Below are 15,085 nucleotides of genomic sequence, written 5' to 3'. Positions count from 1 at the left end.
GCCACCCGTCGCATCAGGTGGTCAGTAATCTCATAAAGTTTTGATAGTCCTCCCGGATACCCGGGTCGGTCTCCTGCAATTCGCGGACCTTTTTGCACGCATGCAACACTGTTGTGTGGTCGCGCCCACCAAAGGCATCGCCAATTTCGGGCAAACTGTGGTTGGTCAATTCTTTGGAAAGCAACATCGCCACTTGCCTCGGACGGGTGACCGTTCGAGTACGACGCTTGGACAACAGATCAGACACTTTGATTTTATAATACTCAGCGACCGTTCTTTGAATGTTATCCATGCTGACCTGCTTTTCGTGCAATGCCAGCAGGTCTTTCAAACTTTCCCGGATAAAGGGAGGAGTAATCTCAGAACCGGTGAAGTGAGCATTCGCTATCACCAAACGTAGCGCACCCTCTAACTCTCGCACGTTTGAGCGAATTTTCTGAGCGATAAAGAAAGCGGCTTCGCTGCTCAGTTTCACCTTAGCCTGATCGGCCTTTTTCATCAAAATCGCCACCCGGGTTTCAAGTTCCGGCGGCTCAACCATCACCGTCAAACCCCAACCGAATCGCGATTTGAGGCGTTCTTCCATATCCACAATTTCTTTCGGGAAACGGTCACAGGTAACAATGACCTGCTGCCCACCTTCCAACAGTGCGTTAAAGGTGTGGAAAAACTCTTCCTGAGAACGCTCTTTCCGAGCAAAAAACTGGATGTCGTCAATCAACAGCGCATCCACCGAGCGGTAATAGCGCTTGAATTCGTTGATCGCATTTAATTGCAGCGCCTTAACCATATCCGCCACAAAACGTTCCGAGCGCAGGTAAGCGACTTTCGCCTTTGGGTTTCGGCGAACAATTTCATTACCGATGGCATGCATCAAGTGAGTTTTACCCAGGCCAACCCCCCCATAGAGGAATAATGGGTTGTATGCGCCGCCCGGATTCTCGGCAACCTGCATGGACGCTGCTCGAGCTAATTGGTTCGACTTACCTTCGACAAAGGTATCGAACGTAAAGGTTTCATTAAGAAAACTCTGGTGCTTAATATCGCCTTCTACTTGCACTGACCGACGCTGACCGCCACCCACTGAAGGCGTTGTCGGTGCTGGCTGACTCGCGGGCTGGCTCGGTGCCGCGCGACGCTGCACGGCGGTAGCCGCAACATTTTTTTCTTCCTCGGTAACGGCGTGCCCGGTCTCATCCACTTCAGGAACAGACCTGACCACAGGGTCATCGGGTTTGGGTGCGGAGCCCACCTTCATCTGAACCCGAGGTGCCTGACCGCCATTCAGGTCCTTCAATACTTCTTCGATGCGCCTGAGATATTTTTCGTTGACCCAATCCATAACAAAGCGGTTTGGAGCAAACAGCATCAACAACCCTTCACGATGATCAGACTGAAGAGGTCGTAACCAGGTATTAAACTGTTGTGCGGGAAATTCATCCCGAAGTACTTCAAGACATTGATGCCACATACTATTAGGCAAGACCGCCTGCTCCCAACTACCTGACTATGCTTCTAAACGGGAAAACTCGGCCCGTTATTCAAGATGACCACGAATTCTACCCCGACCAGCCCTCTAGGAAAAGAGCGTTCATCTAGGTAATGAACACCCTGTGGAAACAATTATATACGCCTTTCAGGCTCTTACAGACATATCTACAGCCTTGTGTACAGAAATCCACTAAAAAATAGTTATACACAGAACCTTGTGCACATCCGGGGTAGAGGCCTGTGTGAAAGCTCTGCACCGATCGATGCATAACTCGCTCCATGATTCCAAAAGCTACTTGTTCACAATCCGTCTTGATCTTACTCACAGGGCTCAGGTACACATGTCACAAGCCTTATCATTACCGTATCTATCTGTTCCTATTGTTTTTTTTACCATTATCCACAGAAAAATGGGTGCGTAATAACAGTAATAATTAATCTTTAAAAGAAATTTAAAAGAACCTAATACTTTTATTATTCATCGTTGTGGTATCTACCCACAGAGAAAACTTCGTCAGCACAACAGTCTTCGATTGATCTTCCCCTCAGATTTGACTAGAATGCCGCTCCTGTTTCAGCTGTCTATTTTGCAGCCAGTTACAAATTTCAATTTACGATTTGTGAGAACATCATCATGAAAAGAACATTCCAACCAAGCGTCCTGAAGCGCAAGCGTGTTCACGGCTTCCGTGCCCGTATGGCGACTGCTAACGGCCGTAAGGTGATCTCCCGTCGTCGTGCCAAAGGCCGCGCACGTCTGTCTGCGTAAGCTGATTTCTGCCTCATGAAGGCTTTGACGTTTCCAAAATCTGTTAGGCTTCTGAAGCCAGCTGATTACGGCAAAGTCTTTGATGACGTGCAGCTGAAAGTTCCGCATAGGAATTTTCTGATCCTGGCTGCCCCGAATAACCTCGGTCACGCCAGGGTCGGTCTAATTTTCTCAAAGAAAAACTTGCGTCATGCGGTTCAAAGAAACCGAATAAAGCGCCAAGTAAGAGAAACCTTCAGACTGCAGCAAGATTTGCCGAGCCTCGATATTATTGTTTTAGGCAGGCAAGGGTTGAATAAGCTTGAAAATCCCGATGTACGTTCATCACTGAACGACATTTGGCGCAGGGTGAAGAAAAAGTATCGCCAGGTTGCCATCGCCCAGTCAGATGCTAGCGCTCAAGGCAACGAGTAATGCGTCAACTTCTGCTGTTACCTATACGATTCTACCAGTACGCTATCAGTCCCATGATGGTTAGCCATTGCCGACACACTCCTACCTGTTCACAATACGCCGTTGAGGCTATTCAACATCACGGAGCATTCAAAGGCAGTTACTTGGCTGGTGCACGTTTGTTGAGATGTCATCCATGGGGGGACGCCGGTTATGATCCAGTGCCAGGCACTGAATCAAACGGGGATAAACACCCTCAAGTAACAGCTAGCCCAACTGAACCGTTCCAATCCACTACTCAGACCAGACACTAAGTTTATGGATATTCAACGCATCGTTTTGTTTGCCGGCCTCGCGATTGTCAGTTATCTGATGGTGCTAGCCTGGAACGAAGATTATCACCAGCCACAAACCGAACAGGTAGTTCAGACAGAATCTATTTCTAATGGCACCCAGTCTGCGGACAGTATGGTTTTGCCTGAGAGTGGATCTTCCAGTAACGGCGAAGAAGAGTTTTCCACACCCGAAACGGGTGGCGTTGCAGCGGTTAATACAACAACCGACGAAAACATCGGTAACCGTTACATTTCAGTGAAGACCGATGTTTATAACCTGAAAGTTGATCGCATTGGCGGTAACATCGTCGAAAGCTCCCTGCTTGAATTCGACGAATCTTTGAACAGTGAGCAACCCTTAAAGCTCCTTTCCAATACCAATAACCGCACCTATTTCCTCGAAAGTGGTTTGATTGGACGCGACGGACCCGATGGCCGCAGTGCCGCTAAGCCTCCAGTCTTCGAGGCTTCTGCCAATGAGTTTGTTCTGGCAGAAGGTAGTGACGAACTGAATTTGGATTTGGCGTTCACCACCGAGGCCGGCGTTAAGATAACCAAACGCTACCAGTTCCAGCGTGATAGCTACGAGATTGGAGTTCGTTATCTGATCGACAACCAATCCGACAGTCCGTGGCAGGGTAATTTCACGGGTAAAATTGTTCGGGACCAGGCTCCCGACCCTACTGCTCAAGCCAGTATGGGTATCAAAGCGTACTTGGGCATGGTCATGAGCACACCAGAAGATCCGTATGAAAAATACGACTTCGACGACCTCAAAGAATCTCGCATTAACCAATCAGTGACCAATGGCTGGCTGGCATTCCTGCAGCACTATTTCATTACCGCTTGGGTACCCGATTCGGAAACATCAGCGCAATTCCAGACAACACAACGTGGTCAATTGCATGTGATGGGCTTTGTTTATCCGGCAACAACGGTTGCTGCAGGCGAAACAACGGAAGTGGGCGCAACCGCCTACGTTGGCCCCAAGATCATTGATCGACTGGAAGCCTTAGCGCCAAACCTAGACCGCACCGTAGATTTCGGCTGGCTCTTCTTTATCTCATTGCCATTGTTCATCATTCTGGAATGGTTCTATGGCCTTGTCGGTAATTGGGGTGTAGCCATTATTCTGCTGACGGTTCTGGTAAAGGCTGTGTTCTTCCACCTGTCCGCAACCAGCTATCGTTCAATGGCAAAAATGCGTGCTGTGGCACCGCAACTGACCCGTTTGAAAGAACTTTACGGTGACGACCGCCAGCGCATGTCCCAGGAAATGATGGCCCTATACAAACGGGAAAAAATTAACCCGTTGGGTGGTTGCTTGCCGATTCTGGTTCAGATGCCAGTATTCATTTCGTTGTATTGGGTATTGTTCGAAAGTGTTCAGCTACGCCATGCACCCTTCATGCTGTGGATTCAGGATTTGTCCCAGATGGACCCATACTTCATCTTGCCAATCTTGATGGGTGCCAGCATGTTCATCCAGATGAGCCTGAACCCGACACCGCCTGATCCTATGCAGGCCAAGATCATGAAGCTGATGCCACTGATCTTTACCGTGTTCTTCCTCTGGTTCCCGGCTGGTCTAGTACTGTACTGGTTGGTAAACAACATTCTTTCAATCTCGCAGCAGTGGTACATTACTCGCAAGATTGAAGCGGAAGTTGCAGGCAAGAAGTACTGATCATTCGGTACTTCTAACCCAACAAAGGCTCCTCTGTGGAGCCTTTGTCAGTTTTAGTCGGGACAAAAATCATGCAGCCAGCCACTGACACCATCGCCGCAATTGCCACCGCGCCAGGCCAAGCCGGGGTGGGTATCGTCCGGGTTTCGGGCCCGAAAGCATCAGTGATTGCACGCGCCATGTTGGGGTTTGACCCCAAACCACGGTACGCACATTTCGGCCCTTTTTTGGATACTCAAGCTGAGCTGATTGATGAAGGTATTGGCTTGTACTTTCCGAACCCGAACTCGTTCACAGGCGAGGATGTATTTGAGCTGCAGGGGCACGGCGGGACGGTCATTCTTGATTTGCTATTGCGAGAAGTTTGCAATCTTGGAGCACGGTTGGCCCGCCCTGGCGAGTTCTCGGAGCGAGCGTTTCTCAACGACAAGCTTGATTTGGCTCAGGCCGAAGCCATTGCCGACCTGATTGAAAGCAGCTCCGAACAGGCCGCCCGCTGCGCCGTACGTTCCATGCAGGGTGTGTTTTCTCGGCAGATAGACGATCTGGTTGATGCGGTAACGCATCTGCGTATATATGTAGAGGCGGCGATCGACTTCCCGGAAGAAGAAATTGATTTTCTGGCCGACGGCAAAGTCGCCACCGACCTCGACGATCTGTTACAGCGTGTGGAAAAGATTCTTTCGGAAGCCCAGCAAGGCACCATTCTCCGCGACGGTATGAAAGTGGTGATCGCCGGTCGCCCGAACGCCGGAAAATCCAGTTTGCTTAATGCCTTGGCAGGTAGGGAAGCGGCCATTGTAACGGCCATTGAAGGCACCACTCGGGATGTTCTCAGGGAACATATTCACATTGATGGTATGCCGTTGCACATCATCGACACCGCCGGGCTTCGCGACAGCCCGGATGAAGTCGAGCAGATTGGTATTGCCCGCGCTTGGGATGAAATCCGACAGGCCGACCGTATTCTGCTAATGGTCGATGCTACCACCACGGATAAAACCGAACCCCACGAAATCTGGCCGGATTTTATCGACCAGCTACCCAAGAATGCACCGGTTACGGTGATCCGAAATAAAGTGGACTTGTCTGGTGAACCCGTGGGTATCCGCGATGAATCGGCACAAGCAGCGCCCGTAGTTCGGCTGGCAGCCAAAGAAGCTGAAGGCTTAGATATCCTTCGTGATCATCTAAAAGCTTGTATCGGTTTCGCCAGTACTACCGAAGGTGGTTTTTTGGCGCGGCGTCGTCATCTCGACGCTTTGGAGCGGGCCAGAGATTCCTTGCTGCAAGGGCAGTCCCAGTTACAGGGCTACGGAGCAGGGGAGTTGTTGGCAGAAGATCTTAAAGCGGCGCAAGATTCGCTTGGCGAGATCACCGGGCACCTGACCCCGGATGAACTGCTAGGTAAAATCTTTAGCTCGTTCTGTATCGGCAAGTAAGGCGATCAAGCCTCACTTGCCCTTAGCTTAATGATTCGTCCAGGAAATCCAACAGCATGCGAACTTTTGGGGACAAGTGTCGGTTGTGTGGATAAATCGCCCAGATCCCATCGTCGGCTTCGTGATAATGTTCCAGCAAACTCATGAGTTTTCCACAGGCCAGTGATGGCTGAACATAATAGTCGGGAAGTTGCACGATCCCGATACCTTTCAGGGCAGCATCCAGCAACGCCCAACCGCTGTCGCACTTCATAGTGCCTTTGACGCGAACGTTGTGGGGCTTGCCCCGATCCTGAAATCGCCAGTAATCCAGGTTGCCTTGCAAACAATTGTGTCGATCCAGTTCCGAAAGCGAATGGGGAACGCCGTAGGTGGATAAGTAATCTGGTGAGGCGCACACGTATAAGGTTCGTGATGACAACCGCTTGGCCATCATGGACGAATCGTCCAATTTTCCCAGCCGAATCGCTAAATCGTAACCGCCACCGACCAGATCCAGCTTTTGGTTCGTCAGATTCAGTTGCACCTCCAACTCTGGGTAGCGCAGTATGAAATCGTTCACCAAGGGCGCGATCACTTTTTCTCCGTAGGTCACTGGCGCTGTCAGCCGTAATTTGCCCTTGGGGATAAGTTGCAGGTTGGTCATGGCCCGTTCGGCGTCTTCCAAACCATCGAGTACCTGACGGCAATACTGATAATAGGTTTGGCCCGCTTCCGTTACCGAAACCTTACGGGTAGTGCGATAAAGCAGCTTGGTCGAAAGCCGGGATTCCAGTGCGCTGACTTGTCGGCTGACTTGCGCTGTTGAAATGCCCAAACGTTTCGACGCAGCGGTAAAGCTTTCGGCTTCCGCGACCGCAACAAACTCACTGACCCCTTCCCAAATAAACATGTTCAGTTCCTTGAGTTACGAGTTGGGTAAGCTTAGATACAAGATACCGCCAGCAAATCACTTGCTTATTATTACTGTACAGTAAAGGTGATTTGTACGGTGGGTGGATTATCTATCATAAGAATAATAATACAATGATCCCATCAACATGGCAGAAGTCTCTGCCCAAGCCCGACAAAAACTGGAGCACACAACATGACTCAGACCATCAAATCCAAAGCAGCCATTGCCTGGGGCCCGAAGCAACCTCTATCCATTGAAGAAGTGGATGTGATGCCGCCACAGGCGGGTGAAGTTCGTATTCGGGTGATTGCCAGCGGTGTGTGCCATACAGACGCGTTTACCCTGTCAGGCGAAGATCCCGAAGGCATCTTCCCAACCATTCTGGGCCACGAAGGTGGTGGTATTGTTGAGTCCATCGGCGAAGGTGTTACCAGTCTGAAAGTGGGTGATCACGTTATTCCGCTGTACACCCCCGAGTGTGGCGAATGTAAATTCTGTACCTCGGGTAAAACCAACCTGTGCGGGAAGATTCGTGAAACCCAGGGCAAAGGCCTGATGCCAGACGGCACTACGCGCTTTTCTTTGAACGGCGAGCCGATCTATCACTACATGGGTTGTTCAACCTTCTCCGAGTACACCGTACTGCCCGAGATTTCTCTGGCCAAAGTGAACAAAGAAGCACCGTTGGAAGAAGTCTGCTTGCTCGGTTGTGGCGTGACCACTGGCATGGGTGCCGTGATGAACACCGCCAAAGTGGAAGAGGGCGCCACCGTGGCCATCTTCGGTATGGGCGGCATCGGCCTGTCGGCGGTAATTGGTGCCACTATGGCAAAAGCCGGCCGCATCATTGCCATCGACATCAACGAGAGCAAATTTGACTTGGCGCGTCAGCTGGGCGCGACCGATTGCATCAACCCGAAAGATTACGACAAGCCGATCCAGGAAGTGATTGTTGAGCTGACCGACGGTGGTGTCGACTACTCCTTCGAGTGCATTGGTAACGTGGATGTGATGCGTTCGGCCCTGGAATGTTGTCACAAAGGCTGGGGCGAGTCGGTCATCATCGGTGTGGCCGGTGCCGGCCAGGAAATCTCTACCCGCCCATTCCAGTTGGTGACCGGCCGGGTCTGGAAAGGTACTGCGTTTGGCGGTGTGAAAGGCCGCTCCGAGCTGCCGGGCATCGTTGAGCGTTACATGGAAGGTGAGTTCAAGTTGAATGACTTCATTACTCACACCATGGGGCTGGAGGATATCAACAAGTCGTTTGATCTGATGCACGAAGGCAAGAGCATCCGTACCGTTATCCACTACGACAAGTAATAAAATCAGGTCGCCTGCCAATCAGGCAGGCGACCGTTGTGTTGAGAGGTTGCAATGACTATTGAAAACCTGAGCAGTAACAAAAGTTTTGGTGGTTGGCACAAGCAGTACAGTCATTACTCCGAGACGCTGAACTGTTCTATGCGGTTTGCCATTTACCTGCCCCCGCAGGCCTCCAATGGCAAAAAGGTACCCGCGTTGTACTGGTTATCTGGCCTGACCTGCACCGATGAAAACTTCATGCAGAAAGCCGGTGCCCATCGTATAGCAGCCGAACTGGGCGTGGCCATCATTGCCCCGGACACGAGCCCCCGCGGTGACGATGTGGCCGATGATGACGGCTACGATCTGGGTAAGGGCGCCGGGTTCTACGTGAATGCGACTCAGGTACCCTGGAGCCAGCATTACCGCATGTACGATTACGTGCTCAACGAATTACCGACACTGATCGAAGACATGTTCCCGGTGAGCGATCAGCGTTCCATCTCTGGCCACTCTATGGGCGGGCATGGAGCATTGGTGCTGGCACTGCGCAACCCGGAGCGTTTCCAGTCCGTCTCGGCGTTTAGCCCAATCAGCAATCCGGTCAATTGCCCGTGGGGTAAGAAAGCCTTTGGCGCTTACCTCGGTAAAGACACCGCCAGCTGGGCCGAATACGACGCCAGCTTGCTGATGCAAAAGGCAAGCAAGTTTGTACCGGCGTTGGTGGATCAAGGTGAAGCGGACAACTTCCTGACCGAGCAGCTGAAACCAGAAATGTTGGAAGCCGCTGCCAAACTAAGTGGCTATCCGCTGGAACTGAACCGGCATGACGGGTACGACCACAGCTATTACTTTATCTCCAGTTTTATTGAAGAGCACCTTCGCTTTCATGCGAAGTATTTGAATCAGTAACACCCTTTCGCCCCGCAGGTGACCACTTTCGGGGCTTTTTCATAGATCCCCTATTTCGAGAAAACTTTCCTCTTCATTAAGTTGTTGCAATTATCAAATGTAAAAGATTATCATTTGCCCCTAGTATTTGTTTTCAACTTAAAGGAGTGGCTCATGCGGTTCAGGATTTCCATTCTCTCGGCTGCGGTTGCCGTTGTATCTTCGGGTTTTACGTTGCAAGTTTCAGCGCAGCCGGTCGAGCTGGATGAAATCGTGGTGTCAGCCTCGGGTTTTGAACAGAGCCAGTCCGCGGCTCCGGCCAGCATTACCGTGATAGGTCATGAAGAAATTCAGAATAAACAAGCGTTTAGTCTCACCGATATTCTTGCCGATGTAGAAGGTGTGGACGTTAGCGGTTCTGCAGGTAAAACAGGTGGTTTTGATATTCGTATGCGAGGCATGCCGGCCGAATACACGCTGATCCTGATTGATGGTCGGCGGCAGAATACCGCAGGTAACGTAACACCTAATGGTTTTGGGCAAACAGCCACCAGTTTTCTACCCCCTCCAGCATCCATTGAACGTATTGAGGTTGTCCGAGGTCCTATGTCCACTCTCTATGGCTCGGATGCCATGGGTGGCGTGATTAATATCATCACCCGCAAGGTCAGCCCGGAGTGGACAACTTCTCTGACTGCAGAAACCACACTTAATCAAGACAGCGATTTTGGTGACAGCAGAGCCTACAGTGCGTACACCACCGGTCCTCTTGTGGATAACTTGATTGGTCTGCAACTTCGGGGCCGTTGGTTTGAGCGTGATGAATCGGAATTGGAGTTTTTGGACCTCAATGGTGACCCGATTGAAGTCAGCACCCGTGGGCCGAGCCCGGTAGAGTCCGAGCAATACACCGTGGGCGGAAGACTCACGGTCACGCCGGGTGATGCTCACGACTTATGGCTTGATATAGAAACCAGCAAGCAGGACTACGACAACTCGGAAGGGCAGTTGGGCACGCTGGGCCCCCGCGGCTATGGCCCGGAACTGGAATTCGATCGGGATCAATTTGCTGTTGGCCATACAGGACGATTTGCTGTCGGGACGCTTGAAACCAGCATTATGAGAAACGTCACTGAAACCGGCGGCCGGGTCATTCCAAACGGAGTTCCGGGGAAAGCGCCCGGCTCGCATCGGGAACTGAAGGCTGAGAATCGGGTCATCGACAGTAAGTTGGTTATGCCCATGGAAAATCATGTCCTGACGGTGGGAGGCCAATGGTTTGATGCCCGTATGATCGATGGTGTGGCAGAGCAGGAATTCAAACAAAAAACCAAAGCGTTGTTTGTCGAAGATGAGTGGTTCCTGGCGGATGATTTGGCGCTGACTCTGGGAGGTCGGTACGACCACCACGATTCTTTTGGTGGCCAATTTAGCCCGCGAGCCTATCTGGTTTGGAATTCTACGCCGGAATTAACCGTCAAGGGTGGTGTGAGTCGGGGGTATAAAACGCCCGGCCTTGAACAACTGGAATCTGGTGTTGTCGGGTTTACCGGCCAAGGCACCATTCCAATGTTTGGGAACCCGGATCTGCAACCTGAAACCTCAACCTCAACCGAGCTTGCGGTGATGTATGAAAAACCCGCGGGCTACCGTGTTGGCGCAACCGTTTTCTACAACGAGTTTACGGACAAGATTGCAGAAGGCCCGGATCTGTTGAACTGCAGTTATGCACAGGACCCGAATCGCCCGGGGTGTGTGGATAAAGGTAACTGGCCATTGGCCGACGTGTTTGGTCAGGATAAGAATATTGATGAAGCCATCACTCAGGGGGTGGAGTTGCACGGTTCAGTGCCTTTCGCACAAGATTGGCGCTTGGCAGCGAACTACACCTATACCGACAGCGAACAGAAATCCGGAGAGCAGAAAGGTGAGCCTCTTACCGATACTCCGGAGCATATGGCCAACGCCGAGCTGCGTTGGACACCTTCATTGCGCTGGTCAGCTTTCTTGAAAGCACAGTATGAAAGTGAGCGTTATCGTGCCAGAGAACGGGTACGTGGAGCCCCTTCCTATTCGGATCTAGGCGACTTCAAATCAGTGACTCTGGTGCATATGGGCGGGAAATTTAAAGCAACAGAAAATCTTACGGTAAGCGCTACTATTTACAACCTTCTGGACGAAGATTTCATTGACTATAAAGCGTATGACAACGGTAGCGGCTATGGAAACCGGTACGCGAATGCAGAAGAAGGACGCCGCCTGTGGCTATCCGCGAACGTCACGTTCTAACGTGTGCTCAGCGTAGCACTATTACGAAAACTAACAGTTTAATACTAAACGACTGACCGGCAATCGGGTACTCTCCAGCCTGCAACATCCTATATTCGCTGAGTTTTTAGATTGGCAGTAGGTTATAAATGAAAAAGGAGAGTATCCGTGCGTAAATTGGGTCAATTCATAGCGTTGGTGAGCATTCTGGTCTTGGGCGGCGGGGCCGCAACTGTTTCTGCTTCCGACAAGCTTTACATCTACACCGAGAACTTTCCTCCCTACAACATGAGCGCCACAGGCCGTGCGTTTGAGCATAACGGTGACGGAGTGGATGGTATCTGTTCTGAAATGGTCAAAGCGATTCTGGATAAATCGGGCCTGGACCATGTCATCAAGCTGCGAAATTGGGATTACGGCTACAAGCGTGCCCTGAGAAAACGAAACCACGGCATTTTCTGCACAACCTACACCGAAGAGCGGGCGCCTAATTTTAAATGGGTAGGGCCGTTGACGAAGAACCTGTGGACAATTTTTGCAGCCGCCGGCACCAACTTGGACATCGACAAGTTGGAAGATACCAAAGGTATGTTATACGGAGGCTTTCGCAACGATGTGATGACCAACTACCTATTGGAGCGTGGCTATAAAGTCTCGGAAATGGAAAGTGATGACATCAACCCCAAGCGTTTGGAACTGGGCCAGGTAGATTTGTGGATCTCGGATCGACTGGCGGGACCTTACTTTGCGTCACAGCAAGATGTGGAAGGCTTGGAACCGGTTTATTCGTTTAACGAGTCTGAACTGTATCTCGCGATGAACCCGAACACCCCGGATGAAGTGATTCAGAAGTTGCAAGAAAGCCTGGAAGCCATGAAGGAAAATGGTATGTATCAGGCTATTGAGACTAAATACGGGCTATAAGCTTTAGTAAAAAAATCCCGGGTAGAAGAGTCTACCCGGGAGAAAGGTTACCGGTGGAGTTATCCGGTAAAGGCCAAATTATCCGCTTCGATCTGCATCAGGTTACGGGTTGGGCTCAGCATGCTGGTGGCATGACTTTGAGCACGGGGCAGCAGGCGCTCATAGTAGAACTCGGCAGTGCTAATTTTGGTCTGATAGAAGGCTTCTGACTCTTCGCCACCCTTCTCCAGCTTGTCAGTCGCGACCGCAGCCTGACGTAACCACATATACGCCATTGACACATAACCGCTGTACATCAGGAAGTCGTATGCTGCTGCGCTGACCACATCGCGGTCTTTGCGAGCAGCAAGCATCACGCGAACCGTCAGCAGGTTCCATTGAGCCGTCAGTTTCAGAAGCTCAACAGCCATTGGGCGCAGCGTGCTGTTGGTCAGGTGCTTACGAGCGAAGTTCGCAACTTTCAGAGTGAACTCACGTACCGCGCCACCCTGGGTCATCAGCAACACTTTACGGCCCAGCAGGTCCAGCGCCTGAATACCGGTAGTACCTTCATACAGTGTGGCAATTCGGGTATCCCGAGCGATCTGCTCCATACCGTGTTCCCGAATGTAGCCGTGGCCACCAAATACCTGCATACCGAGGTTTGCTGCTTCGTTGCCCAGCTCGGTTAGGAAACCTTTCAGAATTGGCGTTAGGAAGCCAAGCTTATCGTCGTGCTTTTGGGCTGCTTCGTCGTCGTGGGCGGTGTGCGCTTCAACCATGTGGTCAGCTGTCTTAGCTGCGTAGTAAAGCATGGCACGACCGCCCTCAGCGATGGCTTTCTGAGTCAGCAGCATGCGGCGAACGTCGGCATGATGGATCAGGCTGTCGGCTACTTGGTCAGGTTCTTTTTTTCCGGACAGAGCCCGCATGGAACGACGATCTTTGGCGTACTCAAGCGCCCACTGATAGGACAATTCTGCAGGGCCAACACCCTGGATGGCGGTACCGATACGGGCCGTGTTCATAAAGGTGAACATGCACTCGAGGCCTTCGTTTTCGGGGCCAATCAAGAAACCGGTAGCATCGTCAAAATTCATCACGCAGGTGGCGGATGCTTTGATGCCCATTTTCTTTTCAAGGCTGCCACAGTTAACGCCGTTACGCTCACCCACGCCACCGTCTGCAGTTGGCAGGAATTTGGGAACGATGAACAGGCTGATGCCGCGCGTGCCTTTCGGGGCGCCTGGCAAGCGAGCCAGTACGATGTGGACAATGTTTTCGGTCAGATCGTGGTCACCGGACGAGATAAAGATCTTGGTGCCAGTCAGTTTGTAGGTGCCGTCTTTCTGGGGCTCGGCTTTCGTTTTCACCTGGCCAAGGTCGGTACCACACTGGGGCTCGGTCAAACACATGGTGCCGCCCCAACGGCCTTCAGTAAGGGGAACCATATACGTTTGCTTCTGCTCGTCACTGCCGTGCAGGAAAATAGTGTTCATCGCACCCAAAGATAGACCCGGGTACATGGCGAAAGACCAGTTGGCGGTCCCCATCATTTCTTGCTTCAACAAGCCCATAGAAGCTGGCAGACCTTGGCCACCGAACTCCTCAGGAGCCGAAAGCCCTTGCCAGCCGCCCATCACATACTGGTTGTATGCGTCTTTGAAACCTTTTGGCGTGGTTACTTCGCCGTTTTCCAGCTTGCAGCCTTCTTCGTCGCCTACCTGGTACAACGGGCTCAGCTCTTCTTCACAGAAGCGGCCGCATTCATTCAGGATCGCTTCAACGATGTCTGGAGTGGCGTTCTCGCCCGAGCTCAAACCCGCGTAGTGACGTGGATAATCAAACACGTCGTTCATCAAAAATTTCATATCCCGCAGGGGGGCTTTGTACTGAGGCATATCCAATCCTTCCCGTGTGCATTAGAGGGCTCGACGACCCTGATGCTTTTAGTTGTACGGCATTCAAAGAAAGCTGCCATTGACGAAAAGCCCCGTGCGCACTGTCAGTTTGGACAATTGGCTGAAATGACGGTGGGGGTTTTGGGATGATCGAGAAGGCCTCTGCGCACGTAAATCATTGAGTCGTCCATCATTTATTAAGTGCGGGAGTGTAAATATCATGCAAAGTCATTGGGTTTCTCGAAAGGCCCGTAGATTGAGCTTGTCAGGTCTTATACTGTTGATGGTAGTGGTGCTCGGGGGCTGTGCTGGACCATCTTTGGATAACCATCAGGACGCCGGACCTGTCCTGGTACCGCAGGTGTTTTTTAATGGCGAACTTTCAGCCCGAGGAGTGGTCAAGAACTTTTCGGGTGAGGTGATTCGTACTTTCGATGCCGACATTGTCGCGAGCTGGGATGTCGATGGTACGGGCACGTTGGACGAGGTATTTCGTTTCAATGATGGTGAAATTCAGACACGGGTTTGGACTCTAACGCCGGACGGCAACAGTTACAATGCGGACGCTGGAGATGTCGTGAAGCCTGGCAACATGCGTTGGCAAGGTAACGCATTGCATATGAACTATCTGCTCAGAGTCGCCTACGGGGATGGCACGATTGATGTGCGCATGGACGATTGGATGTATTTGATTACGCCGGATACCCTGATTAATCAGACCACGATGACGAAGTGGGGGATTAAGGTGGGAGAAGTGGTGCTGGTTATCCAGAAAAAAGGGGCGGGCTCCTACTCGCAAAATTAATAA

Annotated in this window: 13 protein-coding genes; 10 read left to right on the top strand and 3 right to left on the bottom strand. The window is 51.4% G+C overall.

What is annotated here, in order from left to right; all coding sequences use genetic code 11:
• Positions 1 to 13 precede the first annotated feature (13 nt).
• Positions 14 to 1,483 (bottom strand): chromosomal replication initiator protein DnaA, encoded by a 1,470-nt coding sequence (gene dnaA / locus K5L82_RS14365; RefSeq protein WP_223134609.1) that lies wholly within the window; start codon positions 1,481 to 1,483, stop codon positions 14 to 16.
• Between the two features lie 642 nt (positions 1,484 to 2,125).
• Here dnaA and rpmH point away from each other — a divergent pair.
• The 5 genes from rpmH (at position 2,126) to mnmE (ending at position 6,117) form a co-directional block, all read left to right on the top strand.
• Positions 2,126 to 2,260 (top strand): 50S ribosomal protein L34, encoded by a 135-nt coding sequence (gene rpmH / locus K5L82_RS14360; protein ID WP_008172542.1) that lies wholly within the window; start codon positions 2,126 to 2,128, stop codon positions 2,258 to 2,260.
• 15 nt (positions 2,261 to 2,275) lie between these two features.
• Positions 2,276 to 2,674 carry a ribonuclease P protein component gene (gene rnpA / locus K5L82_RS14355; protein WP_223134608.1) on the top strand — a complete coding sequence of 133 codons (399 nt, stop codon included), beginning with the start codon at positions 2,276 to 2,278 and terminating at the stop codon, positions 2,672 to 2,674.
• Positions 2,674 to 2,967, top strand: a complete 294-nt coding sequence (yidD, locus tag K5L82_RS14350; RefSeq protein ID WP_223134607.1) for a membrane protein insertion efficiency factor YidD — start codon at positions 2,674 to 2,676, stop codon at positions 2,965 to 2,967. The genes rnpA and yidD overlap by 1 nt, the downstream gene beginning before the upstream one ends.
• 4 nt (positions 2,968 to 2,971) lie before the next feature.
• Complete coding sequence (gene yidC / locus K5L82_RS14345) at positions 2,972 to 4,675, top strand: membrane protein insertase YidC (protein ID WP_133006959.1); 1,704 nt, start codon at positions 2,972 to 2,974, stop codon at positions 4,673 to 4,675.
• Positions 4,676 to 4,746: 71 nt separating this feature from the next.
• Entirely contained in the window at positions 4,747 to 6,117 is a 1,371-nt protein-coding gene (gene mnmE, locus K5L82_RS14340) for a tRNA uridine-5-carboxymethylaminomethyl(34) synthesis GTPase MnmE (protein ID WP_223134606.1), read from the top strand.
• A 22-nt stretch (positions 6,118 to 6,139) separates the two neighbouring features.
• Here the strand turns inward: mnmE and K5L82_RS14335 are convergent, their stop codons facing one another.
• Positions 6,140 to 7,009, bottom strand: coding sequence for a LysR substrate-binding domain-containing protein (locus tag K5L82_RS14335; RefSeq protein ID WP_133006961.1), 870 nt, complete (start codon positions 7,007 to 7,009; stop codon positions 6,140 to 6,142).
• A 195-nt stretch (positions 7,010 to 7,204) separates the two neighbouring features.
• On the opposite strand from K5L82_RS14335, the gene K5L82_RS14330 reads away from it, so the two are divergent.
• The 4 genes from K5L82_RS14330 to K5L82_RS14315 all read left to right on the top strand — a co-directional run bounded on the left by K5L82_RS14330 (position 7,205) and on the right by K5L82_RS14315 (position 12,397).
• Entirely contained in the window at positions 7,205 to 8,332 is a 1,128-nt protein-coding gene (locus K5L82_RS14330) for an S-(hydroxymethyl)glutathione dehydrogenase/class III alcohol dehydrogenase (RefSeq protein ID WP_262492666.1), read from the top strand.
• A gap of 54 nt (positions 8,333 to 8,386) precedes the next feature.
• The gene (gene fghA, locus K5L82_RS14325; RefSeq protein ID WP_223134605.1) at positions 8,387 to 9,226 is read left to right on the top strand and encodes an S-formylglutathione hydrolase; all 840 of its coding nucleotides are present in this window, start codon (positions 8,387 to 8,389) and stop codon (positions 9,224 to 9,226) included.
• A 153-nt stretch (positions 9,227 to 9,379) separates the two neighbouring features.
• Positions 9,380 to 11,494, top strand: a complete 2,115-nt coding sequence (locus K5L82_RS14320) for a TonB-dependent receptor domain-containing protein (RefSeq protein WP_223134604.1) — start codon at positions 9,380 to 9,382, stop codon at positions 11,492 to 11,494.
• A 147-nt stretch (positions 11,495 to 11,641) separates the two neighbouring features.
• Positions 11,642 to 12,397 (top strand): substrate-binding periplasmic protein, encoded by a 756-nt coding sequence (locus K5L82_RS14315; protein ID WP_223134603.1) that lies wholly within the window; start codon positions 11,642 to 11,644, stop codon positions 12,395 to 12,397.
• A gap of 59 nt (positions 12,398 to 12,456) precedes the next feature.
• Here the strand turns inward: K5L82_RS14315 and K5L82_RS14310 are convergent, their stop codons facing one another.
• Positions 12,457 to 14,277, bottom strand: coding sequence for an acyl-CoA dehydrogenase C-terminal domain-containing protein (locus tag K5L82_RS14310; RefSeq protein WP_223134602.1), 1,821 nt, complete (start codon positions 14,275 to 14,277; stop codon positions 12,457 to 12,459).
• Between the two features lie 220 nt (positions 14,278 to 14,497).
• On the opposite strand from K5L82_RS14310, the gene K5L82_RS14305 reads away from it, so the two are divergent.
• Complete coding sequence (locus K5L82_RS14305) at positions 14,498 to 15,082, top strand: DUF3833 domain-containing protein (RefSeq protein ID WP_223134601.1); 585 nt, start codon at positions 14,498 to 14,500, stop codon at positions 15,080 to 15,082.
• The last annotated feature ends 3 nt before the right edge of the window (positions 15,083 to 15,085 follow it).

The sequence above is a fragment of the Marinobacter sp. AL4B genome (genome assembly GCF_019916045.1).
Lineage (GTDB): Bacteria > Pseudomonadota > Gammaproteobacteria > Pseudomonadales > Oleiphilaceae > Marinobacter.
This window is presented reverse-complemented; position numbering and strand designations above follow the sequence as displayed.

Coding starts and splice junctions, on each gene's coding strand:
- rpmH (WP_008172542.1), top strand. CDS start 2,126: ATGAAAAGAACATTCCAACCAAGCGTCCTGAAGCGCAAGCGTGTTCAC.
- K5L82_RS14320 (WP_223134604.1), top strand. CDS start 9,380: ATGCGGTTCAGGATTTCCATTCTCTCGGCTGCGGTTGCCGTTGTATCT.
- yidC (WP_133006959.1), top strand. CDS start 2,972: ATGGATATTCAACGCATCGTTTTGTTTGCCGGCCTCGCGATTGTCAGT.
- rnpA (WP_223134608.1), top strand. CDS start 2,276: ATGAAGGCTTTGACGTTTCCAAAATCTGTTAGGCTTCTGAAGCCAGCT.
- K5L82_RS14330 (WP_262492666.1), top strand. CDS start 7,205: ATGACTCAGACCATCAAATCCAAAGCAGCCATTGCCTGGGGCCCGAAG.
- yidD (WP_223134607.1), top strand. CDS start 2,674: ATGCGTCAACTTCTGCTGTTACCTATACGATTCTACCAGTACGCTATC.
- fghA (WP_223134605.1), top strand. CDS start 8,387: ATGACTATTGAAAACCTGAGCAGTAACAAAAGTTTTGGTGGTTGGCAC.
- K5L82_RS14305 (WP_223134601.1), top strand. CDS start 14,498: ATGCAAAGTCATTGGGTTTCTCGAAAGGCCCGTAGATTGAGCTTGTCA.
- K5L82_RS14335 (WP_133006961.1), bottom strand. CDS start 7,009: ATGTTTATTTGGGAAGGGGTCAGTGAGTTTGTTGCGGTCGCGGAAGCC.
- mnmE (WP_223134606.1), top strand. CDS start 4,747: ATGCAGCCAGCCACTGACACCATCGCCGCAATTGCCACCGCGCCAGGC.
- K5L82_RS14310 (WP_223134602.1), bottom strand. CDS start 14,277: ATGCCTCAGTACAAAGCCCCCCTGCGGGATATGAAATTTTTGATGAAC.